24 protein-coding genes are annotated in these 22,570 nt (G+C 72.0%); 15 read left to right on the top strand and 9 right to left on the bottom strand.

Translation table 11 applies throughout. The features are described from left to right. On the top strand, positions 1 to 492 hold a 492-nt coding region (locus tag B073_RS0133650), incomplete at its 5' end, for a sensor histidine kinase (RefSeq protein WP_018542477.1). Positions 493 to 576: 84 nt separating this feature from the next. Here the strand turns inward: B073_RS0133650 and B073_RS0133655 are convergent. Then, positions 577 to 1,173, bottom strand: a complete 597-nt coding sequence (locus B073_RS0133655) for a dihydrofolate reductase family protein (protein ID WP_018542478.1) — start codon at positions 1,171 to 1,173, stop codon at positions 577 to 579. Positions 1,174 to 1,498: 325 nt separating this feature from the next. On the opposite strand from B073_RS0133655, the gene B073_RS0133660 reads away from it, so the two are divergent. After that, entirely contained in the window at positions 1,499 to 2,110 is a 612-nt protein-coding gene (locus tag B073_RS0133660; RefSeq protein WP_026247976.1) for an N-acetylmuramoyl-L-alanine amidase, read from the top strand. A gap of 91 nt (positions 2,111 to 2,201) precedes the next feature. Here the strand turns inward: B073_RS0133660 and B073_RS0133665 are convergent, their stop codons facing one another. Both B073_RS0133665 and B073_RS0133670 read right to left on the bottom strand, forming a co-directional pair. Further along, positions 2,202 to 2,711 (bottom strand): hypothetical protein, encoded by a 510-nt coding sequence (locus B073_RS0133665; RefSeq protein WP_018542480.1) that lies wholly within the window; start codon positions 2,709 to 2,711, stop codon positions 2,202 to 2,204. A 153-nt stretch (positions 2,712 to 2,864) separates the two neighbouring features. Then, on the bottom strand, positions 2,865 to 3,512 hold the full coding sequence (locus B073_RS0133670) for a PadR family transcriptional regulator (protein ID WP_051094340.1): 648 nt from the start codon (positions 3,510 to 3,512) through the stop codon (positions 2,865 to 2,867). A gap of 203 nt (positions 3,513 to 3,715) precedes the next feature. On the opposite strand from B073_RS0133670, the gene B073_RS0133675 reads away from it, so the two are divergent. Beyond that, positions 3,716 to 4,975: an FAD-dependent monooxygenase gene (locus B073_RS0133675; RefSeq protein ID WP_018542482.1), complete on the top strand. Its 1,260-nt coding sequence runs from the start codon at positions 3,716 to 3,718 to the stop codon at positions 4,973 to 4,975. A gap of 109 nt (positions 4,976 to 5,084) precedes the next feature. Here the strand turns inward: B073_RS0133675 and B073_RS0133680 are convergent, their stop codons facing one another. Then, a complete protein-coding gene (locus B073_RS0133680; protein WP_018542483.1) occupies positions 5,085 to 6,029 on the bottom strand; it encodes a LysR family transcriptional regulator in 945 nt (314 codons plus the stop codon). 74 nt (positions 6,030 to 6,103) lie between these two features. Here B073_RS0133680 and B073_RS0133685 point away from each other — a divergent pair, with 74 nt between their 5' ends. The 3 genes from B073_RS0133685 to B073_RS0133695 all read left to right on the top strand — a co-directional run bounded on the left by B073_RS0133685 (position 6,104) and on the right by B073_RS0133695 (position 8,261). Beyond that, on the top strand, positions 6,104 to 7,117 hold the full coding sequence (locus B073_RS0133685; RefSeq protein WP_086023871.1) for a DMT family transporter: 1,014 nt from the start codon (positions 6,104 to 6,106) through the stop codon (positions 7,115 to 7,117). 129 nt (positions 7,118 to 7,246) lie between these two features. Then, positions 7,247 to 7,795 carry a PadR family transcriptional regulator gene (locus B073_RS0133690; RefSeq protein ID WP_018542485.1) on the top strand — a complete coding sequence of 183 codons (549 nt, stop codon included), beginning with the start codon at positions 7,247 to 7,249 and terminating at the stop codon, positions 7,793 to 7,795. Between the two features lie 322 nt (positions 7,796 to 8,117). Continuing rightward, a complete protein-coding gene (locus B073_RS0133695) occupies positions 8,118 to 8,261 on the top strand; it encodes a hypothetical protein (protein WP_158690292.1) in 144 nt (47 codons plus the stop codon). A 144-nt stretch (positions 8,262 to 8,405) separates the two neighbouring features. Here B073_RS0133695 and B073_RS0133700 read toward each other — a convergent pair whose 3' ends face one another. Continuing rightward, on the bottom strand, positions 8,406 to 9,425 hold the full coding sequence (locus B073_RS0133700) for an AI-2E family transporter (protein ID WP_018542487.1): 1,020 nt from the start codon (positions 9,423 to 9,425) through the stop codon (positions 8,406 to 8,408). Positions 9,426 to 9,762: 337 nt separating this feature from the next. Next, the gene (locus B073_RS0133705; protein ID WP_018542488.1) at positions 9,763 to 10,536 is read right to left on the bottom strand and encodes a DNA polymerase ligase N-terminal domain-containing protein; all 774 of its coding nucleotides are present in this window, start codon (positions 10,534 to 10,536) and stop codon (positions 9,763 to 9,765) included. 356 nt (positions 10,537 to 10,892) lie between these two features. Between B073_RS0133705 and B073_RS0133710 the strand changes: the two genes are divergently transcribed. From B073_RS0133710 to B073_RS0133730, 5 genes are all read left to right on the top strand, one after another. Next, positions 10,893 to 12,203 (top strand): NAD(P)/FAD-dependent oxidoreductase, encoded by a 1,311-nt coding sequence (locus B073_RS0133710; protein WP_018542489.1) that lies wholly within the window; start codon positions 10,893 to 10,895, stop codon positions 12,201 to 12,203. Between the two features lie 147 nt (positions 12,204 to 12,350). After that, the gene (locus B073_RS47360) at positions 12,351 to 12,506 is read left to right on the top strand and encodes a DUF6131 family protein (protein WP_018542490.1); all 156 of its coding nucleotides are present in this window, start codon (positions 12,351 to 12,353) and stop codon (positions 12,504 to 12,506) included. A gap of 33 nt (positions 12,507 to 12,539) precedes the next feature. Next, positions 12,540 to 12,890 (top strand): hypothetical protein, encoded by a 351-nt coding sequence (locus B073_RS0133720; RefSeq protein WP_018542491.1) that lies wholly within the window; start codon positions 12,540 to 12,542, stop codon positions 12,888 to 12,890. A gap of 323 nt (positions 12,891 to 13,213) precedes the next feature. After that, a complete protein-coding gene (locus tag B073_RS0133725; RefSeq protein WP_106732041.1) occupies positions 13,214 to 13,765 on the top strand; it encodes a MarR family winged helix-turn-helix transcriptional regulator in 552 nt (183 codons plus the stop codon). After that, complete coding sequence (locus B073_RS0133730; protein ID WP_018542493.1) at positions 13,762 to 15,042, top strand: MFS transporter; 1,281 nt, start codon at positions 13,762 to 13,764, stop codon at positions 15,040 to 15,042. The genes B073_RS0133725 and B073_RS0133730 overlap by 4 nt, the downstream gene beginning before the upstream one ends. 290 nt (positions 15,043 to 15,332) lie before the next feature. Here B073_RS0133730 and B073_RS0133740 read toward each other — a convergent pair whose 3' ends face one another. Continuing rightward, a complete protein-coding gene (locus B073_RS0133740) occupies positions 15,333 to 16,598 on the bottom strand; it encodes a hypothetical protein (protein WP_026247979.1) in 1,266 nt (421 codons plus the stop codon). Positions 16,599 to 16,814: 216 nt separating this feature from the next. After that, positions 16,815 to 17,480, bottom strand: a complete 666-nt coding sequence (locus B073_RS0133745) for a maleylpyruvate isomerase N-terminal domain-containing protein (RefSeq protein ID WP_018542496.1) — start codon at positions 17,478 to 17,480, stop codon at positions 16,815 to 16,817. 95 nt (positions 17,481 to 17,575) lie between these two features. Here B073_RS0133745 and B073_RS0133750 point away from each other — a divergent pair, with 95 nt between their 5' ends. The 3 genes from B073_RS0133750 to B073_RS0133760 all read left to right on the top strand — a co-directional run bounded on the left by B073_RS0133750 (position 17,576) and on the right by B073_RS0133760 (position 20,291). Further along, positions 17,576 to 17,956 carry a hypothetical protein gene (locus tag B073_RS0133750; RefSeq protein WP_018542497.1) on the top strand — a complete coding sequence of 127 codons (381 nt, stop codon included), beginning with the start codon at positions 17,576 to 17,578 and terminating at the stop codon, positions 17,954 to 17,956. A 118-nt stretch (positions 17,957 to 18,074) separates the two neighbouring features. Next, positions 18,075 to 18,521, top strand: a complete 447-nt coding sequence (locus B073_RS43110; protein WP_158690293.1) for a DUF6153 family protein — start codon at positions 18,075 to 18,077, stop codon at positions 18,519 to 18,521. Between the two features lie 111 nt (positions 18,522 to 18,632). Continuing rightward, a complete protein-coding gene (locus B073_RS0133760; protein ID WP_018542499.1) occupies positions 18,633 to 20,291 on the top strand; it encodes a multicopper oxidase family protein in 1,659 nt (552 codons plus the stop codon). 16 nt (positions 20,292 to 20,307) lie between these two features. Here B073_RS0133760 and B073_RS0133765 read toward each other — a convergent pair whose 3' ends face one another. Continuing rightward, positions 20,308 to 21,924 carry an FAD-dependent monooxygenase gene (locus B073_RS0133765; RefSeq protein ID WP_018542500.1) on the bottom strand — a complete coding sequence of 539 codons (1,617 nt, stop codon included), beginning with the start codon at positions 21,922 to 21,924 and terminating at the stop codon, positions 20,308 to 20,310. A gap of 144 nt (positions 21,925 to 22,068) precedes the next feature. Here B073_RS0133765 and B073_RS42075 point away from each other — a divergent pair. Continuing rightward, positions 22,069 to 22,570 (top strand): MerR family transcriptional regulator (locus tag B073_RS42075; RefSeq protein WP_018542501.1); only part of this gene is annotated, 502 nt, incomplete at its 3' end.

Genomic DNA, 22,570 nt, shown 5'->3' on the forward strand with positions numbered 1-22,570 from the left:
TTGCTGCTGCTGGCGCGCAGTGAGAACAAGATCGTGGACCGGCGGCCGGTGGATCTGTCGGAGGTGGCGTCGCAGGCGGTGGATCAGACGCGGGAGGAGGCGCAGGGCAAGGGGGTTGCGCTGCGGGGGGTGCGGCAGCAGGTGTTCGTGCAGGGCAATGGGGTGTTGTTGGAGCGGATCGCGTTGAATCTGGTGCAGAACGCGGTGCGGTACAACGTTGCGGAGGGGGGTTGGGTGGAGGTGAGCACCGAGCCGCAGCCGGGGTGTGCGGTGCTGGTGGTCTCCAATACGGGGCCGGTGGTGCCGGCGTATGAGGTGGAGAACCTCTTCGAGCCGTTCCGTCGGTTGCGTACGGAGCGGACCGGCAGCGACAAGGGGGTGGGCCTGGGGCTGTCCATCGTCCGCTCGGTGGTCCGGGCCCACGACGGCACCATCACCGCCGAACCCCGCGAAGGCGGCGGCCTCGACATGCGCGTCGTCCTCCCGCTCTGACACCGACGACGACGGCCGTGCCCGACGGTGCTGCCCGACGCCCCGCCCCGCGTCTCCGGCCCGGAGGCGGGCGCCGGGCCCCTCTCACCCCTCGGCGGCCGGCCGGTAGGTGCACACCTGGACGCCCGTACCACCCCTGACCGTGGACACCAGTTCCCACGCGCGCAGGGCCCCGTCGTCCGGGAAGATCCGCTTGCCACCGCCGAGGAGCACCGGCATGAGGACCAGCCGCAGTTCGTCCACCAGGCCCTCGCCCACCAGGGTGCGGACGAGCGTGGGGCTGCCCATGACCAGCAGGTCGCCGCCGTCGGCCGCGCGAAGCTCGCGGATCCGGGCGACGGCCTCGTCACCGGGGATGCGCGTGGTGTTGTCCCACGTCAGCTGGGCGTCGTCCAGCGTCGTGGACACCACGTACTTGGGGAGGGCGTTCATCCGGTCGGCGAAGGGGTCGCCGCCGCGCTCGGGCCAGGCCGCCGCCATCGTCTGCCAGGTGCGGCGCCCGAACAGCAGCGCCTCGGCCTTCTCCAGCCCCTCCGCGAAGGCCCCGCCCACCACCTCCGGGTCGAAGAACCGGTGCGACCAACCGCCGTGGGCGAAGCCCCCGTCGCGGTCCTCCTCCGGTCCTCCGGGCGCCTGCACCACGCCGTCCAGGCTCATGAACTCACTGACCGCGATGCGCATGGCACTCGCTCCTGTTCCACCGTCAGGTCTCGGCAACACAACGGTTGGAGGTTACGGCACGGCACCCGCGCCTGGGGGCCGCGGCGACGCTGCTCATGGCCGACGTGGTCGTCCACACGACCGGTGGGCCGTGGCCCGCCGCGGCGGGCTTCGAGGTGTCCTTCGCCCTCGGGCCGGGGCTGCTCCGTGTCGGAGCCCGGGCGCCAGGCAGGTCGCGGGTAGTTTTCGGGGCGGCGGTCACACGTTCCCCACGCGTCAGGCGTCGAGGCTGGAAGGAGCGTTCCACGATGCGTCCGCGCTTCTCCCCCGGACTGCGGGGGCAACGGTGAACGGTGACAGGCCGGCGCTCAGCCGACGGCACCTGGTGACGGGCGTGGCCGCACTCGCCGCCACCAGTGCCTGTGCCGGCTCCGGCACCGCTCCCCACCCCGGCGCCAGTCGCACGGCACCGGGCTATCCCCAGGCACAGTGGGTCCCCGCCGACATCACCAATTACACCCCCGCCGACCGGCCGGCCAGTCATCCCGTCCGGATGGTGATCGTGCACGTCACCCAGGAGACGTTCCCCGACACCCTGATGCTCTTCGGCCGCCCCGGCTACCGCGCCTCCGCCCACTACACCGTGCGCTCCGACGACGGCTACCTCGCGCAGTGCGTACGGGAGCAGGACGTTGCCTGGCACGCCGGGAACGTCAGCTACAACTGGGGCAGCATCGGCGTGGAGCACGAGGGGCGGGTCGACGAACCGCGGTGGTTCACCGCCGCGCTCTACGAACGGTCGGCGGCCCTGACCGCCGCCATCTGCCACCGCTACGGCATCCCGGTCGACCGCCGCCACATCATCGGCCACAACGAGGTGCCTGGCGCCGACCACATCGACCCCGGCCCGCTCTGGGACTGGCCCCGCTATATGCGCCTGGTGGCCGCGGCGTTCTGATCGGCGGCGGGAAGCGGCCGGCGGGCCCGGGCGGCCGGCGGACCCGGGGGCGCCGGAGGCCAACGCCCCCGGGCGCCCGGCCCACCGCCGGTCAGCGGTCGCCGTTGAAGTAGACGATGTCCCAGTGGGTGCCGCGCCGGCTGACTTCGCGCGCGTAGACGTTGCCCGCCGGCGACTTGTACGTCTTCGCCTGATCACCCGGCCGCGGGCCCGCGTAGCGGAAGTGGCCGGCGATGTACCGGTCCACGCACGGGGTCACATGGACGTCGACCTTGTAGCCGTTCCAGTGGCTGTACCGGCCGGACTGGTGGCCCTTCTCCGTACCGGCGGTGACGGTCACCGCGCATCCGCTCGCCCGCTTGAACGCGATCACGCCCGCGACGGTGGACCTGTTGATCTGGTCGAAGGACGTACAGGTGCGGTTGTTGCGCTCGCTGCACCGGCCGGACGAGGTCCAGGCGACCCCGGCCTTCCGGAACTGCTGCGCCGCGGCGGCGTGCGTGTACTTCGCCGGCGCGGCGGTCACGGTGGGCGCGACACCGACGAGCAGTCCGGCCGCCGCCAGCAAGGAGGCGCCCACGGTGAGCTTGCGCAAGGTCATGCCGCATCCTTTCGGAGCCGATCCCGTACCTCTGCACCCTGCCCCGTGCCGACGACGACTCCAACGGCGCGGCCGGGGCGCACGACAGCACCGGACGCGCCACCCACCGCTCACGCGCCACCGGTTCGCCCCCGCGGCGCGGGTTTCGCCCCGCTACTCGGAGGAGGGTGGAGACGCTTCCGCACCCTCCCCGGGCGCGCTCTCGGACGCGTCCTCGAACGCCGCCAGCATCTCCGGCGACCAGGTCAGGCTGCCGTCCCGCAGGTCGCCGAGCACCCCGCGGAGCCAGCGTTCCTCGGCGTCGAGGACGGCGAGCAGATACTCGTTCTCGATCAGCGTGATGCGCGGGAGCCCGGGCGGGACTTCGGCGTTCTGGCGCTCCAGTCCGGCGCGCTGCGCCGAGATCCGTTCCAGTCGCCGCGCCAGGATCGGCGCCACCTCGTCCGGGGTGAGCATCAGCATGTTCGACAGCGCCGCCGGGAAGACCGGGAACTCCGCCTTGGGCACCGCCAGCATCTGCTCCAGCCACTCCCGCGTGACCGCCCGCCCCTCGTCGGTGACTTCGTAGACGGTCCGCTCGGGGTACTGCTGGTCGCGCTCGGTCTGCCGGACGGTGATCAGCCCGCCGGCCTGGAGCCGCTCGATGGTGCGGTAGAGCCCGGCCCGCTGGCCGACGTTGACGACCTGCTCCTTTCCCCACTGCTTGAGCAGCTGCTGGATGCCGTACGGGTGCAGCGGCCGGTGGTGCAGCAGCACCAGAACGGTCAGGCCGAGCGGCGAGCTCTTCACGGGGGCGTTCATGCAGGTCATCGTAATCGTCGAGGGAACTAGTTGCACTGAGACTAGTTTATTTGCAACTATGTGTGCGGTGACGGCGGCGCTCGCAAGGCATCAGCGCCGCGAAGCCAACAGGCGATCCAGCCGATGGAGCTGATCGAGCCGATCCAGGCAACTCAGCCAATTCAGCTGATTCAGGCAACTCATGTGTTCTCCCTGGAGGGGTTATGGACGACAACGGGGGCTCCGGCATGCCCGGTGAGCTCGATAGGCGCGCCGGACTCGGCGGGCACGGCGCCGGGGCGCGGACGGCGCTCGTCATCGGGGGCGGGGTTGCGGGGCCGGTCGCGGCGCTCGCGCTGCGCAAGGCGGGCATCGCGGCGACGGTCTACGAGGCGTATCCGACCGCCGCGGACGGGGTCGGCGCCTGGCTGGGCCTGGCGCCGAACGGACTGGCGGCGCTGGCGACGGTCGACGCCGACGCGACGGTGCGGGCGGCGGGACAGCCGGTACCCGGTGTGGTGATGGCGGACGGCGCCGGGAACCACCTCACCCGCTTCGACGGCTTTCCCGAACTCCCGGCCACGATGACGATGCCGCGCGACCGCCTGTTCCGGGCGCTGACCGATCACGCGGTGGCGAAGGGCATTCCGTTCGCGTACGGAAAACGGCTGGTCGGTGCCGAGGAGACACCCGACGGCGTCACCGCCCACTTCGCGGACGGTACCTCCGCCACCGCCGACCTCCTGATCGGCGCCGACGGCATCCGCTCCACCGTCCGCACGGTGATCGATCCCCAGGCACCCGCGCCCGAGTACGGCGGAGTGCTGAGCTTCGGCGGCTACGCGGTCGCAGACAGCGGCATCGAGGCCGAGGTCGGGGTCGAGTGCGAACCAGGCACGATGTACTTCGCGTTCGGCCGGGCCTTCATGGGCTACTGGCGGGGTACGGACGGGCGGCTGATCTGGTTCGGCGGACTACCCGCGGACACCCCACCGAGCCAGCAGGAACTGGCGCGGGTGTCCGGCGCCGAGTGGCTGGACAAGCTGCACGCCCTGTACGCCGGCCACGTCCCGGGCGAGCGGATACTCCGGCACACCGACCCGGACTCGCTGATGGTGGTCGGCCAGATGGAGCGGATGCCGTCCGTACCGCACTGGCACCGCGGACGGATGGTGCTGGTGGGCGACGCCGTGCACGCACCCTCGTCCAGTTCCGGGCAGGGCGCCTCACTCGCCATGGAAAGCGCCGTCGAACTGGCCCGCTGTCTGCGCGATCTCCCCACGCACGGCGAGGCGTTCGCCGCCTACGAGGCACTGCGGCGCCCGCGCGTGGAGGCGATCGGCCTGAACGCGGCGGCCGTCAACAAGGTCAAGGCGGGCAAGAGCGAGGCACCCACGGCCGCGTTCCCGGCGCCCGAGGAGATGTTCCGGGCGCTGCACTTCCACCGGATTCCTTGGGAGGAGAAGGTGATCTGGGAGGCGTGACCGGTGAGCGGTGACGAGTGACGGGCGCCGGGTGGCTGGCGTCGGGTGGCTGGCGTCGGGTGACCGGTGGCCTGCCGGGGCCGAGATCGGTGGGGTCGGCCGAGGCCAGTCACCCGGCGCTGTCGGCGTCGCCGTCATGCAACGTCCCGGGCACGACGGCGGTGATGGCGCTCAGGCATGCGCGGACCGGTGGGCTCTGCGCTCGGGTGGGCCAGGCGGCGCGGATGTCGCGGCGGAGGACCGGGCGGGTGGGCAGGAATCGCACGCCGGGCGGGGCGGGGCGACGGGACATGGCGGGCGTGAGGCAGGCCGCTAAGTTGCGGGATACCAGGGCGAGTTGGGTGAGGTGATCAGTGACGAGGTAGCGGATGTCGGGCTCGATGCCGTGGGCGCGGAGCGTCTGGACGAGGGCCTCGTATGCCTCCGTGCCGGGTGGGCAGCAGGCCCAGGCGGTGCCGGTGAGGGCGACGAGATCGGCGTGGGAGGTGAGGTCGATGGCGGTGTGGCCGGCGAGCGGATGGTCCGCGGCGAGGGCGATGCAGACCTCTTCGCTGATGACGGTGCGGAGGGTGACGCCTTCGGGGACGGCGAGGGGGCGGGTGGTCCAGCTCTCGACGAGGAGGAGGTCCAGTTCGCCGTGGACGAGGCGGGGCAGGAGGTGGATCGCCTCGCCGTCGACGACGGTGGGGGCGAGCCGGGAGTGCTCGGCGGTGAGGGCGGCGAGCGCGTCGGGCAGCAGGGTGCGTACCGCACTGCCGACGCCGCCGATCCGGAGGGGGCCCAGGACCTCGTTCCCGAGGTCGGCCAAGTCTGCTTGTGCGGCGGCGAGTTGGGAGATCAGGAGGTCGGCGTGACCGGCCAGGACCCGGCCGGCGTGGGTCAGGCGGACGCTGCGGCCGTGCGGTTGGAGGAGGGGGTGGCCGGCTTCGCGTTCCAGTTTGGCCAGTTGCTGGGAGACCGCGGAGGGCGTCATGTGCAGGGTGCGGGCTGCCCGGGCGATCGATCCGTGGGCAGCGACGGCGGCGAGCGCGCGGAGCCGGTCGATGCTGAACACGTTAGGGATGCTACCGATTACCCGGCTTGAATCATTGCTTTTTGTTTATGGTCCGCCCAGGCACAGTGAGTTGCATGCGTCTTGTGATGGGTTTTGTGATGCGCGGAGGCAAATCGATTACACCGGGGGAGAACGCGACGGGCGTGGGCGCGGGGGCGGTGGATGCGGAGCCGGGTCCGCGCCGGCGTCCCGGCCCGCTCCCCGCCCGGGCGGGGCGTCCGGTCGTACTGGCCCTCGCGGGATCGGCGTGCATCTCCGCCTCGGCCGTCTTCATGAAGCTGTCCGGGACGAACGCCGGGACGGGAGCCTTCCTACGCTGCGCATTGGCGCTGTTCCTGCTGGTCCCGCTTGCCTGGCGGGAGTTGCGGCGGGTCGGTGCGCGACCGTTGCGCTACGTGCTGATGGACATCGGGGCCGGGGTGCTGCTCGGCGTGGACATGGTGTTCTGGGCGGCCGCCGTCCTCAACGTCGGTGCGTCGGTGACCACAGTGCTGCTCAACGTCCAGGTGGTGGTCTTCCCGTTACTCGCCCGACTGGTCTCGGGGACGCGGCTGACGGGACGGTTCCTGTTGATGGCGCCGCTGATGCTGGCGGGGGTGGCACTGGCGAGCGGGGCGCTCGGGCATCCGCGGTCCGGCAGCGATCCGGTCGCCGGGGTGACGTTCGGAACGGCGTCGGGGGTGGCGTACGCGGGATACCTGTTTCTGATGCGACTGGGCGGCGGACGGGAGCACACCACCACTCCGGTGTGCGTCTCGACCGCGGCAGCCGCGGCTGCGGCCGCCGTGATGGGCGGCCTGTGGACCGGAATCGATCTGGATCCGGGCTGGCCGGCCTGGGGTTGGCTGATCGCCCTCGCCTTCGTCGGGCAGGTGCTCGCCTGGCTCCTGATCACGGCCGCGCTGCCGCGCCTGGCACCGAACGTCGGGGCGGCGCTGCTGCTGCTCCAGCCGGTGATGGCCTTCGGGCTGGGTGTGGCGATCGGTGAACGCCCGACCCTGACCCAGGCCGTGGGCTGCGCCGTGGTGGTCACGGCGGTCTGGTACACCGGCCGGACGCCACGGGGGCGCCGGCGGGTGTCCGACTGAGGCGGCGCAGGACGGCCGCCGCACCCTTGGCCACCCCGGGGCCGCCCCGGGCCGCCGCCGTGATCGTCTTCCCTGGGGCCGTCTCCGGGCCCGTCCTCCACCGGACCCTCGTCACGATACGGTCGCGGCATGGCTGATTCCCGCGGGACCGATCCCCGCCTGACGACGTCGTCCCGCCTGACCACGTCGTCCTTCCTCGTGCTCGGCTTCATCGACCAGTTGGGCGAGGCAAGTCCGTACGACGTCAAGGTGGAGGCCGGTCGCACGGTGGCACCGTTCTGGTCGATGCCGCATGCGCAGGTCTACGCACAGTGCGACCGGCTCGTCGCGGCGGGCCTGTTGTCGGAATCCCGCCAGGCAGGCGGACGCAACCGGCGCCTGCTGAAACTCACCGCCACGGGCAAGGCGGTCTTGGAGGAGTGGCTCGCCGACTCGACCTTCCTCCCCGTCGAGGCGCGGGAGCGCAACATCCTCAAGCTGTGGTTCGGCGGGCGACCGGAGGTCCACTCCCCCGTGCAGCTGGACGAACACCGTCGCACGCTCGCCGAGTACGAGCAACTCGCCGAGAGTGTAGGCGAGTTGCTGACACGGGGACAGCGCGAGGCGCTGGAGTTCGGCATCCGCTACGAGCGCATGATGATCGATTTCTGGCAGTGGGTGGAGCAGCAGGGGGAGTAGACCACTCGACGACCCGATCCCCCACTCTCCCAACTCCCCTCCACTCATGGCCACTTCGGCCTCTTCCACCCAACTCCCCTTGCACGTCTACCGATGCATGCCGGAGACGGCGCACGAACCATTGACCCGCGGCCCGGATCACCCCTACCTTCTCGACAGTCCAGTTAGGACCATCCATTTAGGACTATCGCGGCCTGGAGCCGGATCCGCAACCGCAACCAGAATCGGGACCAGGCGAACGAGCGGGAGCCTGACGGAGGACCTCGTGCCGGCAATGTCGCCACCCGTCGAGCAGCCAGTCACAACCCCTGCTGCTTCGCAGGTGGATGACCTGTTTGGCCAGGGGTGCCAGGGCTGGTTCCTGGCGGGTGGCGGCGCGGGCCAGGCAGGTGCCGAACTCGGGGTCCGGGACGATCCATTCGAGGTCGATGTCGCCGTAGTCGTCCGCGGTGCCGGCCGCCAGTGAGCCGAGCAGCGTGTGCGGGAGCCGGGGCAGCCGCGATCCAGGGCGGCCCGTACCGCGTCGGCGAGTGCCTGGCGCTCGAGGGGTTCAGCACGGCGGCCGCGCAGGCGCCGTCGCGAGTTAGTCCCAGGGCACGGTCGCTGGTCGCTATCTGCGCAGCGCCCCGTATACCGACCACGCCACCGACACCAGCGGCACCGCGACCACCGCGCCGAGCACTCCGGCCGTGACGCCGCCGCAGACCACCGCCAGCGCCACCACCATCGGGTGCAGGCGCACCGCGCGGCTCATTACCAGGGGGTGCAGTACGTGCCCTTCCAGCTGACCGATGACCACGATGAGCAGGACGACGAGCAGCGCCACCACGGGCCCCTTGGCGGCCAGGGCCACCACCGCGGCCACCGCCAGGGCCACCGGCGAACCGACGAGCGGGACGAAGGCGGCGAAGAACTCCAGTACCGCCAGGGGCAGCACCAACGGGACGCCCAGCCCGAAGAGGGCCAGGCCGACCAGGACGGCGTTGGTCGCGGCGATCACCACGATGCCGCGGGTGTAGCCGGTGAACGTCACCCATGCCGCGCGTCCGGCGGCGCCCACCCAGCGGCGTCCGCGCTCGGGGAGCTGGCCGCCGAACCAGAGCCACATCCCGCCGCCGGAGTGCAAGAAGAAGACCGAGCAGAACACGGCCAGTGCCACCACTGTCAGGACCTCCGCGAGCCGGCCCACACCGCTCACCGCGGTGTTGATGAGGTTGGCGCGGTTGCTGGAGACGAAGTGGGAGATCCAGGTCTGGAGGTGGGCGAGGGAGCCGTGCTGAAGGTGGAACGGCGGGCCTTCGAGCCATCGCTCGATCCTCGCGATGCCGCCGGTGAACACCTGGCGCAGGCCGGGCCACTCGCTGGCCACGTTGGCCCCGATGAGGCTCAGGACGCCCAGCAGGAGCACGATCCCGAGCAGCAGGCCGGTGGTGACCGCGGCGGAGCGCGGCAGCCACCGGTCCAGCAGGTTCGTCAGCGGTTCCAGGAGGGCGGTGAGCACCAGGGCCAGGAACACCGCCAGGGTGACCAGGTGGAACCGCCCGAGCGCGATGAACACCACGTACACGGCGGTGCCCACGACCAGCAGCCGCCACCCGTACGCGGCGGCCAGCCGCAGGGGTCGGGGCACGGCGACGGCCTCGCGCGGCCGTGGGCGCGGTGGCCCGCCGGGCGACCGCCCGGCGGGCCACCGCCTCCGACGCGGGACGACCCACGGCGCCGCGGAACCGGTGTCCCGCGGTCGGCGGACGGGACGGTCCCGGCGGGCTCGGTTCGGCACCTTGCGCCGCCACCTCCTCCCGCCCGCGGGCCTCCCTGGGCCCTCCTGCCAAGGGCCCTGCAAAGACCGGTATCACCGCCGGGCGGGCACCGAACGCGACCGGCCGGTATTCCCCCGAAGGCACCCGGGCACGCAGCCGGTCACCCGCGGCCGACGGGCCGTTCCCGGACCACCTCGGCCGCCCCCATCAGCCCTTCTTGCGTGGCCCGCCGGTCTCCTCGGCGGCCACCTGGCGCAGGGTGCGGCCGCTGACCACGGAGCGGGCCCGGCGGGCGTCGGGGGTGCCGCGGTGCTCGGCCCGGTCGTCGTTCTCCTTCACCAGCAGCCAGGACTCCCGTTCACCGGAGTCCCCGCCGCCGCGGAACCGGGTGAGGGCATAGCCGCCGTGCAGTTTGCTCCCGTCGAGCCAGAAGGCGACATGGCCCTCCTCCAGGGACTCCGCGAAGGACCGGGGGCGTCCCTTCCGCTTGTGGGCCAGCGGGTGGTAGCTGCCCTCGTCCCAGACGATCACGGTGCCCGCGCCGTACTCCCCTTCCGGGATGACGCCTTCGAACTCGCGGTACTCCAGCGGATGGTCCTCGGTGGGCATGGCCAGCCGCTTGTCGTGCGGGTCGGCGGACGGGCCCTTCGGCACGGACCAGGACTTCAGCACGCCGCCGACCTCCAGCCGGAAGTCGAAGTGCAGGGTGCTGGCATCGTGGATCTGCACGACGAAGTGCGGCTCGGGCGGCGCGCCGCGGGTCTCCCCGGGGCCGGCCCGCGATCGCCGGCCCTCCGCCGGTCGGCCTTCCGGTCGGCCTGCCCGTTGGCTGCCCTCCGGCTCCCGGGTTCGGTCGAAGTGCCGTTTGGTGCGGTAGGTGCCCAGGCTGTCGTTGTCCTTGCGACGTCCGCCGTCTTTCTCCTTCTCCTTGTCCTTGTTTCGTCCGTCGTCCTTCTCCGTGTTGCGTTCGCCGTCGCCCACGTCAACCGCCACCTTCCGCGGTCGTCAGCCCTGAGTCTGCTGGCCGCCTTTCCACTGTGGCGCGCCCCAACCACGGCCGCATGTGCGGTCGCGGCTGTGCGGTCGCGGCGCCGAGATGACGGGGGTTCGGTTGGTAAGGCCGGGGCGCGCAGGGGAAACCCGGCCGTGCGGCCACCCAGCCCCCCGGACGTCCGCCGTGCACCCCGTGTCCGGGTCGGACGTGTACCGGGCGTGCCGACGGGCACCCGAAGGCCACGGGCGCGAGGTGGGAGAGCCCGGGCGTGCTCGGACCGAGCGCCCGTACCTGAACGTCCTCGACCGTAGGAGTGCACGTGAACCGCCGTCGTCCTCGGATCGTGATCGTCGGAGCCGGTTTCGCCGGATACAGCTGTGCCCGCACCCTCGCCAAACGGGCCAGGGGTGCCGCCGAGATCGTCCTGGTCAATCCGCACGACTACTTTCTGTATGTGCCGCTGCTCCCGGAAGTGGCCGCCGGGGTGCTGGAGCCGCGCCGGATCTCCGTCTCGCTGACCGCGACCCTGCCGGGCGTCCGGCTGGTCCTCGGCCAGGCCCATGACGTGGACCTCGACGCGCACCGGCTGGACTACACCGACCCCGAGGACCGGGAGGGTTCGCTGGCCTACGACCGGCTGGTGCTGACCGTCGGCAGCGTCAACAAGCTGCTGCCGGTCCCCGGCGTCGCCGAACACGCCCACGGCTTCCGGGGGATGCCCGAGGCGCTGTACCTGCGCGATCACATGACCCGTCAGATCGAGTTGGCGGGGGCCACCGACGACCCGGCCGAGCGGGCCGCGCGGACCACGTTCGTCGTGGTGGGCGCCGGCTACACCGGCACCGAGGTGACCGCCCAGGGCGTGCGGTACACCCAGGCGCTGGCCCGCCAGAACGCCGGGCTGCGGGAGGGCCCGCGGCCGCGCTGGCTGCTGCTGGACATCGCCGACCGGCTGCTGCCGGAGCTGGACCAGCGGCTGTCGCGCACCGCCGAGCGGGTGCTGCGCGGCCGCGGTGTGGAGGTGCGCACCGGTACCTCCGTCAAGGAGGCGAGCCCGGACGGCGTCCTGCTCGACGACGGCGAGTTCGTCGCCAACCGGTCACTCATCTGGTGCGTGGGCGTGCGGCCCGATCCGTTCGTCGCCTCACTGGGGCTGCCCACGGAGAAGGGGCGGCTGCGCGTCGACGCGTCGCTCCGGGTGCCGGGTCGGCCGGAGGTCTTCGCCTGCGGGGACGCCGCCGCGGTACCGGACCTGCCCCGACCCGGCGCGCTGACGCCGATGACCGCGCAGCACGCGCAGCGGCAGGGCAGGGTCGCGGCGCACAACGTGGCGGCGTCGTTCGGGCGGGGCACTGCGCAGGCGTACGAGCACCACGACCTGGGCTTCATGGTGGACCTGGGCGGCGTCCAGGCCGCCGCGAACCCGTTCCACGTGCCGCTCTCCGGCCCGTTCGCCGGTGCGGTCACCCGCGGTTACCACCTGGTGGCGATGCCGGGGAACCGGACCCGGGTGGCGGCCGACTGGCTGCTGGACGCCGTCCTGCCCCGCCAGGGTGTGCAGTTGGGACTGGTCCGCTCCTGGTCGGTGCCGCTGGACACCGCCTCGCCCGAGGTCGCCCGCGTACCACGCGGTCCCCACGAAGTCCCGCGGTGACCGGCCGGAGGCGCCCGCCCGACCCACCCCTCCAGGGCCGGTGACCTGGCCTTTTGTTCCTTGCCGGCCCCCTTCCGGCACGAGTTGCCATTGCTCCGACCGGGGCACACAGTAAAAGAGAACACTCGAACGAGATCGGAGCACGTCGTGATCGTTCTCGGCATCATCCTGCTCATCATCGGTTTTCTCACCGGCATCGCCATCCTGTGGACGATCGGCATCATCCTCCTCGTCATCGGAGCGGTTCTGTGGCTGCTCGGCGCGGTGGGGCACGCGGTCGGCGGACGGCGTCACTACTGGTAGCGCCTGACGACGGGCCAACAGCTAGGAGACCGTATGAGCGCGGAAGCGGGCCACGGCCAGCCGCACTACACCATCGAGCCCGCCGGCGGAATCGGACAGCACGCCGGACACCACAAGACCTTCTCCCACCGACTGAAGGCCCGGATCGTGGACGACCAGGACCACAGGCCGGTGGCGGACCTCCCGGTGACCTTCGCCTGGGACTCGATGAGCCAGCAGGCACTGTTCGAAGGCCGGCGGCAGGCCGTCACCGTCCTCACCGATCCCCAGGGTTACGCGGAGAGCCCTCCCCTCACGGCAGGCGACGCGGCCGGCACCGCAACCTTCACGGTCACGGCGGCGGGGGCACCCCCGGCCCACTTCGAGATCATGGTCGATGCCTGAACGGGGTGGCAGCCTGCGGTAGAAAGGCCGGAATCTGTGCAGCGCCGCCGCGGCCCATCGATGAAGCGGCAATGGACCGCATTCTCAACGGACTTGAGGTCGGGCTCGCCGACCCCGCCGTGGTGGCCGCACAGCGCGCCCGCGACGTTTCGGCCGAGGCCCATCGGCGGGCCTTCACCACCTGGTTCGGTGGGCGACCACCCAGTGAAGGACGGCGGGGCGGCCGGCGCCGGGCTGCGTTCCTAAGCGATTGTTCCTGCTACAGCTACAGCTACAGTGTCGATACGTAACAGTGCTTATGTAAGTGCTGTTATGTTGTGGGGATGGGTGAAGGGAAGAAGGAGCGGGAGCGGGAAGCGGGCCAGCGGGGTGGGCGGCGCGACAGGGCTCAGGACGATCCCAGTCGGGAGAGTCTGTGGCGGCCGTTGCGGGTGCTTCAAGAGGGCATGGACGCCGATATCGCGCGGCTCTACGCGGAGCGGCGGATCGAGGGGCTCAAGCCGAGCTTTGTGCTGGAGTTGCTGCGGCTGCACGCCTGCGGGCCGATGACGATCAAGGCGCTGGCCGAGTCGGTCGGCCGTACGCATTCCGCGCTCAGTCAGAAGGTGGCGGCGATGCGGGCGGCCGGCTGGGTCGAGACCGTGGCCGGTGCGGACGCGCGCAGCAAGCAGGTGACGCTGACGGAGCAGGCCCGGAAGGTCGTCGGGCGGCTGGCGGCGGAGTGGCGGGCCACCGAGGCCGCGCTCGCCGAGATCGAGGCCGAAGTGCCGTATCCGCTCAGCCGGGTCGTGGCCGACATCGAGCGGGCGTTGGAGCGCAAGAGCTTCCACGACCGGATCGCGGAGAAGCTCGCGGCGGATCCCGCATGGGAATGACGGGGATGAGGCGTGCGCTGATCGACGTCGCGCCACTGCGTTCCTCGCCCGCCTTCCGGCGGTTGTGGGGTGGGCAGACGCTGTCCGCGTTCGGCAGTCAGATGACGGTCGTCGCCGTGATGTTCCAGGTGTGGCGGATGACGCACAGCACCGTCTGGACCGGTGCGGTCGCCCTGGCCCAGGCCGTGCCGCTGCTCGTGCTCGGGCTGTTCGCGGGGACGGTCGTCGACCGGGTGGAGCGGCGGAGGTTCTATGCGGCGATGACGGCCGGGCAGGCCGTGTGTGCGGGGTTGCTCGCGGTGCAGGGGTTCGTCGGCGGCGTACCGGTGGTGGGGGTGGTGCTGCTGGTGGCCCTGCAGTCCTGCTGTGTGGCGGGCGGCGGCCCGGCGTCGAAGGCTTTTCTTCCGGCGCTGCTGCCCCGGGAGCAGTTGGCGGCCGGGCTGGCGCTGCGGCGGATCTCCTTCCAGGGCGCGATGTTGATCGGGCCGGCGCTGGCCGGTGTGGTGCTGGGCGGCCTGGGGATCGGTGCCTGTTACGCGATCGACGCGGTGAGCTTCGGCGGAGCGTTGTACGGAGCACTCGGGCTGCCGTCGATGGCCACGAAGGGGGCGGTGGCGGCGCATTCCGGGCTGCGCGGCGTCCGGGACGGGCTGGTCTTCCTCGTCCGTACGCCGGTCGTTCGCGGGGCGCTGCTGACGGACCTGGCGACCACCGTGCTGTCGATGCCGATCAGCCTGTTTCCGCTGCTCAACGCCGAGCGGTTCGGGGGCAGTCCGGGCACGCTCGGCCTGTTTCTGTCCGCGCTCGCGGTCGGCGGGGTCGGGGCGTCCCTGTTCTCCGGGACGTTCACCCGGCTCCCACGGCCCGGCCTGGTGATGCTCGGCGGATCGGCCGCCTGGGGACTGGCGTTGGCGCTCTGCGGGCTCGCGCCCGAGCGGTGGCTGGGGCTGGCCTGTTTGGTCGTGGCGGGCGCGGCCGACACCGTCTCCGTGGTGTCCCGCAGCACCCTCGTCCAGTCGCACACCCCGAACGAGCTGCTGGGACGCGTCGGTGCGGCCGAACAGATCGTCGGGCAGGCCGGACCGGACGTCGGCAACATGCGGGGCGGGGTGGTGGCGGATGCGACGTCGGGGGTGGTGGCGTTGGTGAGCGGCGGGGTGTTGTGTGTGCTGGCCGTTGTGGTGGTGGGGGTCGTCACGCCGGGGTTGCGGCGTGACGACGAGGTCGCCCGCGCCGGCGAGCCGGACGACATGGGCGGCCTGGCGGCTTCGGGGTAGGCCGGTGGCGGGGGCGGCGTGGGGCGGGTCCGGGGTTGACGAGGAGACCGACGGGTTCGTCCACGCCCTGGCGTTCTGTGTGAACGTGACGATCGGTCTGAGCGCGGAACAGGCCGGTGCGCTCACCGTGGACGATGTCGCGCAGTGCGCGATCCGGCTCAACGCGATTGCGGTACGGCAGCCGGTGGCCGCGGCGGTGTGAGGGTGAGGGGGGGGGTGGGGAGTGGTCCGGCCGGCTCCCCACCACCCACGCTCCTGTTCCCCTCAAGTCCCTTTCCCTGTGGTGGAGTTCAGATCTCCAAGGCGAGGTGGATGCCTTCGTAGGCGAGCCACTGGGCGTAGGTGTGGAGCCCGTAGTGGAGGTCCGTGACGGGTTTCCAGCCGGGCGGGGGTGCGGGCCAGGCAGCGGGCTGCGGAGTGCGGCGGGAGCGGTTCCGCCGGGCCCTCGCCGCCGGCTCCAGCAGCAGCCCGCCGCACGCCACCGCGCCCTCCGCGTACGCCGCCATCAGCGCGGCGTGCTCCGGGATCACCTCGGGCCGCCGCTCGGGCGGCAGCCCGGCCGGGCCGACCGTCGACAGCGCGGCGGCCCGGACCCGGGCCCCGGCCTCCCCCGCCGGCCCGGCCGCCGCCCGCTGTGCCGCGTGGCGGCGCGCGGCGTCCTCGGCCTGCCGCCCCAACAGCAGGCAGTGGACCCACAGTTCGTCCGCGAACGCGGCACCGAACAACCGCCCCACCGCCGCCGCGGCCTCCTCGGACCGGTGCCGCCGCACCACGTCCCACACCTGACCTTCCGTCAGGCCGGTGTCCGGCAGCGCCTCGGTCCACCGCAGATGCCGCCGGGGATCGGCGTCGTGCTCGTGGCCCACCGGCCGCAGATACCCCTCGCCGTACCGCATGTACGGCAGCCAGTCCAGCTCCTCCAGCACCCAGCCGCGCTCCAGCAGCGGACGCGCCTCCGCCGCTCCCACGGGGCACACCGCAAGCCTGATGCCCTGCTCGGCATGCCCGTTGATGCTGCTGGTCCCGATGTGCTCGACCACGCTCGGCACCGCCAGCAGCCCCGACCGGCCCTCGGCGCGCAGGAACGCCGCCATCACCTCGTCGTCATGCCGCTCGGCGGTCTCCGCGGCGAACGTCCGGAACGCGTCCGCCGTGCGCACCGGCAGGCAGATGGCCAGGGTCGGCGCGAACTCCTCCGGCACCGCGCGCACCCACCCCGCCCCCGCCAGCGCCGCGAGCCGGGCGGCGGCACCGTTGCGGGCATGCCAGTTGGTGTAGAAGATCAACGCCTCGTCCGGGAACCGCGCCACCGATCCGGCCACCAACTCCAGCAGCTCCGGCGGCGCGGCCACATCGTCCTGGACGACGAGGTGGTGCCCGGCACCCTCCGCCCGCGCCGCCCAGGCCACCAGCGCGGTCCGCAGCGCGGACGGCGGCCCGTCCGGGTCCGGATCGAGTGCCAGTCCCCCGAGCCCCAGCCGGGCGGCGAGCGCCGCGGCCTGTTCCTCGCGCACCGGGTGGGTCATCACGGCCGAACTGAGAAAGGCTGTGCTCACCGGGCCACTCCTCTCACCATCGCGATCGGGCCGCCTCATGGTGGCAGATCACGGCACGCCGTCCGCCGCGCCGGGGGAGAGTGGCCAGATCCGGTCCTGTGTGCTGGACGAGTGACGGTGCGCGCGAGAGCCGCGGACCGGACACGCAACGGCAACCACCGTGTACCGACCGGCAATTGCCCCATGCGTGGCGCCAACATGCCGACAGGCCGACGTTCAACCGAGGATGAGCGGGAGTCGGGCAGCCGGTCCGTCCGCTTCGGCCAGCTCGGCCTGCTCCACGTCGGTCGGGGCACGCCGTCCGGTGCCGACCAGCAGGGCGTCCCTGTCTGACCACGACGCGGGGAACGTCGCCTCGGCGATCTTCTCCAGCATGGCGCGTGACTGGGCCAGGCACTCGGCGGGTGGTTCCGCCGCGCCGGGGAGGTGCGCGATCAGGTCGAGGTGGTGCAGCGTCCACTCCAGGACGTACGCGGAGAGGTAGTCGCCCGTCGTGAGGACCACGTCCTGGGTGCTGACCCTGAGGCCGGGGTCGGCGAGTTCGGCGGCGCGCCCGGCGGCGGAGCCGACATCGTCGAGGTGGAACTTCAGCAGCCGCGGTTCCTCGTACGCGGCGGCCAGCCGGACGATCAGCGCGTCGAGGGGGTCATCGCCGGTCGGCGGCGTTTCGGCGAGGTTCCAGTACGTGACCGCGTTGCGCGTCGGTGCGCTCTCGGCCGGTGTCACGAGGGTGATCAGGACGTCCTGGGCGTCGATGATCAGGTGGCACACCAGGTCCCGCACCAGCCAGCCGGCACAACCCGACGGCCGCGCGAAGTCCTCGTCCGGCAGTTCGGCGACCGCCGTGCGCAACGCCGCCCATGAGCGCGAGAAGAGATCCACGGACGCAAACTAACAGCGGGAGCCCGGACGTTCAGCCGATTTCCGGCCTTGAAAACGCGTTGCCGGAGTGCGGCGCGCGAGCCGAGACTGGCGGCATGCTCGGATTCGCCAGGGCCGACGACGCGGCCCTCGTCTCATTCCTGGGCGACCCACAGCGCACCGTCGCGGCGTACCGTTCGCTGCTACGACGCGGGCGGCCCGCGCTGAGCGCCATCCGCGCCGGACTCCGGGATGCCGACCCGGCCGTCCGCGAGGGCTGCTGCCGCCTCCTCGACCACCTGGTCGACACCGAGTCCATGGGTGAGCTGATCGCCATGGCCGCCGAGCTCGTCGGCAAGTTCACCCACTCCGACGCCCGCGCGACGGCCGCCTTGCAGACGTCGCACGCCGGCGACCCGAGCCCGGCCGTACGGAAGAAGGCGGGGTGGTTCGTTCCGGGCGGGGCCATCTACGAACGGGCGGCACGGAGGGTCTGACGGGGACGCGGTCGCACCGTCCATAGCCCCAGGGGGTATGGTCGGGCAGCAGGGCCACGCGTGCGGTGGCCCGCGCGTGAGGTGATCCCGCTGTCTGAGGCGAAGGGAGGGAACGACAGTGCCGCACCCTGCTGTACGGGGCGTCCGCCGGCCGGTGGCGCTGCTCGCCTTCCTCTGGCTGATCCTTTCGGTGGTCGGTCACCACGGCCTGCCCGGTGACGCCGTGCCGACGTCTATGCCGGTGTCTATGTCGATGCCGATGCCGATCTCCTCGATGCCGCCGACAGTGGCCGTCCATGCGGCTGCGGACCAGGCCAACGCCCAGCCCGATGCGGCCCGCACCGGCCACACCCCGGCCGGCCACACCCAGTCCGGGCACGCGCACGACGGCGGGGCCGCTTGCTGCTCGTCGTACGACGTGCGGTCCGAGCAGTTGGTCCCGCCGCCGGCACTGCTGGGGCACCTCCGCGCGCCTCACCGCACGGCGCCGTCCGTGCCTGGCCCCGCCCCGGCCCCCGGACCCGCCCCACCCGATCCGGCGTCCCTCTCCGTCCTTCGCATTTAGGCCGACCACCCAAGCCCCCAACTCGGCCTTTCTTACGGCGCAAGAGCGCTGCGCACCGCCTTGCCGCACGCGCACGCCACGCCGGACACTCCTGCGTAAGGACACAACTCCATGAACACGATCCACCGACGCTCCGTCCTGCTGGCGGGTCTGGGCGCGGCCGGCGCCGGCCTGCTCTCGGCCTGTTCCGGCGACACCCCGGGCTCCCCGGGAGCCAAGCCCCACCAGACCACCGGGTCCGCCCTGCTCGGCCCGTCCGACCCGGCCGTGGCAGCCGCCGAGCAGCAGCGGCACCGCTCCGGCCGGGAGCGCCGGGTCAAACTCACCGCGACCGCGGGCCCCATCGACCTGGGAGCCGGCAAGACGGTGCGGACCTGGAGCTTCGACGGTCGGCTGCCGGGCAAGGAGATCCGCCTCACCGCGGGCGACACGCTCGTCGCCGACCTCGCCAACCACCTGCCGCAGAGCACCTCCGTCCACTGGCACGGGCTGGCCCTGCGCAACGACATGGACGGCGTACCGCCCGTCACCCAGCGGGCGGTGGCGGCCGGCGGGTCCTTCGGATACCGCTTCGTCGCCGAGACTCCCGGGACCTACTGGTTCCATCCGCACGTCGGCGTCCAGCTGGACCGCGGCCTGTACGGCCCGCTGATCGTCGAGGACCCGCATGAGCCGCTGCGGTACGACGACGAATGGGTCGTCGTGCTCGATGACTGGCTCGACGGCGTCACCGGCACCCCGGACCAGGCACTCGCCGCCCTGCAACGAGGCATGGACCACGACTCCCCGTCCCACGGCGGGAAGGGGAACGCACAGGGCGGCCAGGACGGTACGCAGGGCATGGACGGTATGCAGGGCATGCAGGGGATGTCGGGCATGGACGGGACGGCGGAAACGGACGGGACGCCAGGCATGGACATGGGCATGGACGGCCCGTTCATGTTGATGGGGGCGTCCAGTCGGCTCCTGGGCGGTGACGCGGGTGATGTGAAGTACCCGCACTTCCTCGTCAACGGCCGTGTCCCGGACGCGCCGGAGACCTACCAGGGCAAGCCCGGCCGGAGACTGCGGCTGCGGATCATCAACGCCGGCGGGGACACCGCCTTCCGGGTCGCCCTCGGCGGCCACCAGATGACCGTCACCCACACCGACGGCTACCCCGTCGCCCACGAGCCGGCCGACGCCCTGCTGATCGGCCCCGGCGAGCGGTACGACGCCCTGGTCACGCTGGGCGACGGCGTCTTCCCGCTGGTCGCGCTGGCCGAGGGCAAGGGGGCGGCCGGCCTGGCGCTGGTGCGCACCGGTTCCGGCAGTGCCCCGTCCGCCACGGTCCGTCCCGAGGAACTCAACGGCCGGATTCCGACCGCGACCGCCCTGCGGCCCGCCGATGACGTCCGGCTGACGGCCCGTCGGCCCGACGTCACCCACCGCATCGCGCTGACCGGCGGTATGGCCAAGTACGACTGGGGGCTCGACGGCAGGCGGTTCGACATGAACGACGCGGACGCCCATCCCTACACCATGCGCAGTGGCCAGCGGGTGCGCCTGGAGTTCCGCAACACCACCGCTATGTGGCACCCCATGCATCTCCACGGGCACACCTTCCAACTCGGCAGGAGCGGCCCCCGCAAGGACACCGTGCTCGTCCTGCCTGGCGCGACGGTCGCCTGTGACTTCGACGCGGACAACCCGGGTCAGTGGCTGATGCACTGTCACAACGCCTATCACGGCGAGAGCGGCATGATGGGGCTGCTCGGCTACCGCGCCTGACGTGCGGGGGCGGCGGCTACCTCCACCCGCACAGCGCGGCCCGGAGGGAATCCTCCGTGGTGCCGCGCCAGGCCACGAACCCGTCGGGTCGTACCAGTACGGCGTCGTCGCCCATGGCGAGTTCGGCCGCCTGCGGTGCGTCGAGTTCGTGGACGGCGTGGCAGGTCGTGCCGAGGGAGGAGGCGGCCGCCGCCCGCCAGCGCGGTAGGTCCCCGGCCGTGAACAGCGTCCAGTGTGACCCGATCAGGTCCAGGGTCGACATCCGGTCGCTGGGAGGGGAGTCGACCCAGCGGTGGGGGAAGCGGTGGCCGAGGTGGACGGCGTCGTCCAGCGGGTCGGGCCAGGCCGCTTCGGCTCCGACGGCCTCGCCGGTGACATCGACGGCCGCACCGACGTCACCGGCGCCCTCGGCGCCGTGCGGCGGATAGCCGTAGAACATCATGCCCCGCAGATAGTCGACGGCGAGCTTCTCGTAGAGGGCGTTGGGGTCGCCGTCCAGTGACTGGTAGCCCTGGAGCAGATTGCGGGAGAGGGCCAGGGATGCCCGGGCGGCGGCTCGGCGTTCGGGTTCGTAGCTGTCCAGGAGGGTTGGCGCGCACCGGCCGCGCAGCACGGCGGCGAGTTTCCAGGCGAGGTTGTGGCCGTCCTGGATGCCGGTGTTCATACCGAGGCCGCCGGCCGAACTCTGCACATGGGCGGCGTCACCGGCCAGAAAGACCCGGCCGCGGCGGAAGGCGGACGCCATACCGACGGCGGCCTCCCAGGCGTTGACGGCATGGAGCTCGATGGGGATCGTGGCGTCGCCGATGGCGGCCCGCAGCAGTGCCAGCGTCGCGTCCTCGGACAGCTCGGACGGGCCGTCCTGCGGCTTGCCCGGATGGTCCAGGATGTGCGAGGCCCACTGGTCACGCCCGTTCTTCGACATCAGGGTGGCGTACACCGCGTCGTTGCGGACGAAGCAGACGTGCGTCCCCCAGTCATCCTGCACACGGCCGAGGTCGGCCCGGTAGAAGGCGGTGTGGAGGTGCCCGATGGCGGTGCGGTCGGGCATGGTGATGCCCAGTCGTCCCCGGACCTCGCTGTTCGCCCCGTCCGCGCCGATGAGACAGCGGGCCGTGACCTCCCGCTCGTCGCCGGTGTCGACGTCCACGAGCCGCGCGCGCACCTGATCGTCGTCTGCCGTGAGCCCCACCAGCCTTACGCCGAACCGGACTTCACCGCCCTGTCGGCGCAGCTCCGCCCAGGCCACCCGCTGCACCTGATCATGCGTCAGAACGCGTCGCGGAGGCACCGGGCTGCAGTTCTCCACCAGCGCGGCGTACCGCGACGGCAGGCCCCCGTGGTGCAGCGTCGCGCCCAGTCCGCTCTCCTTGAACACGGTGCGCATCGGCAGACCGCCCTCCCAGCCCTCCCGTTCCAGTACGGGCTCCAGGCCCACCGACCGGAACAGCTCCAGGGTGCGCAGACTGGTACTCGCCCGTGGCACCGCCTCCATCGCGTCCGGCCGCTTGTCGACGACCAGCGGGCGGACACCCCAGTGCGCGAGGAACATCCCCGTCGACAGCCCCACGGGCCCGGCCCCCACCACCAACACCGGTACGTCCACCGGCCCCACGTCCCGCTTCGCACTCATGGCACGCTCCTTTCACGACGCGATCGGTGCTCCCCACCCTCCCCGCTCAAGCCGACTTGAGCGCAAGATGAAGACATGGGAGAGGAAGACATGGGAGACGAAGACGTGGGAGATGGAGACGTGGGAGATGGAGACACCGAAAGCATGAGGGACGCAGACAGGGGAGACGACGCTCGTTACTCGATCAGTCAGGCCGCCCGCGGCTTCAATCTGCCGGTGTCGACGCTGCGTTACTACGACGACCTGGGGCTGCTCCCGGCGGCCGGGCGCCGTGGGAACGTGCGCTGTTACGGCCACGCCGAGCTGCGCCGGCTCGCCCTCATCCAACGGCTGCACCACCGCGGCCTGGTCAGCCTGGCCGACACCGCCACGCTGATCGGTGCCGGCCCGGCCGACGACCGCCGCTCCGGCCGCGAGGTGCTGACCGCCTCCCTCGCGGCGATCAGGAACCGGACCGCCGATTTGCAGGCCGCCCGGCGCCTCCTCGAACACCTGCTGACCTGCCCGAAGGCCGATCCGGTCCGCCAGTGCACCCCGCTGCGCGCGGAACTCGACGAGGCGGTCGAGGAAGCATTGGCGGAGACCCCGGGCGGGCTCCGCACCACGCGGAGGAAGAGCATGCACGACAACCCCACCGCCCCCGACA

Source organism: Streptomyces sp. MspMP-M5 (assembly GCF_000373585.1).
GTDB lineage: Bacteria > Actinomycetota > Actinomycetes > Streptomycetales > Streptomycetaceae > Streptomyces.

Excerpts from the sequence above, each read along its gene's own strand:
- B073_RS0133670 (WP_051094340.1), bottom strand. The coding sequence starts at position 3,512 with ATGAACGCCCCCGTGAAGAGCTCGCCGCTCGGCCTGACCGTTCTGGTG.
- B073_RS0133655 (WP_018542478.1), bottom strand. The coding sequence starts at position 1,173 with ATGCGCATCGCGGTCAGTGAGTTCATGAGCCTGGACGGCGTGGTGCAG.
- B073_RS0133685 (WP_086023871.1), top strand. The coding sequence starts at position 6,104 with ATGCGTCTTGTGATGGGTTTTGTGATGCGCGGAGGCAAATCGATTACA.
- B073_RS0133675 (WP_018542482.1), top strand. The coding sequence starts at position 3,716 with ATGGACGACAACGGGGGCTCCGGCATGCCCGGTGAGCTCGATAGGCGC.
- B073_RS0133760 (WP_018542499.1), top strand. The coding sequence starts at position 18,633 with ATGAACACGATCCACCGACGCTCCGTCCTGCTGGCGGGTCTGGGCGCG.
- B073_RS0133730 (WP_018542493.1), top strand. The coding sequence starts at position 13,762 with ATGACGGGGATGAGGCGTGCGCTGATCGACGTCGCGCCACTGCGTTCC.
- B073_RS0133720 (WP_018542491.1), top strand. The coding sequence starts at position 12,540 with ATGAGCGCGGAAGCGGGCCACGGCCAGCCGCACTACACCATCGAGCCC.
- B073_RS0133725 (WP_106732041.1), top strand. The coding sequence starts at position 13,214 with ATGGGTGAAGGGAAGAAGGAGCGGGAGCGGGAAGCGGGCCAGCGGGGT.
- B073_RS0133765 (WP_018542500.1), bottom strand. The coding sequence starts at position 21,924 with ATGAGTGCGAAGCGGGACGTGGGGCCGGTGGACGTACCGGTGTTGGTG.
- B073_RS0133750 (WP_018542497.1), top strand. The coding sequence starts at position 17,576 with ATGCTCGGATTCGCCAGGGCCGACGACGCGGCCCTCGTCTCATTCCTG.
- B073_RS0133665 (WP_018542480.1), bottom strand. The coding sequence starts at position 2,711 with ATGACCTTGCGCAAGCTCACCGTGGGCGCCTCCTTGCTGGCGGCGGCC.
- B073_RS0133690 (WP_018542485.1), top strand. The coding sequence starts at position 7,247 with ATGGCTGATTCCCGCGGGACCGATCCCCGCCTGACGACGTCGTCCCGC.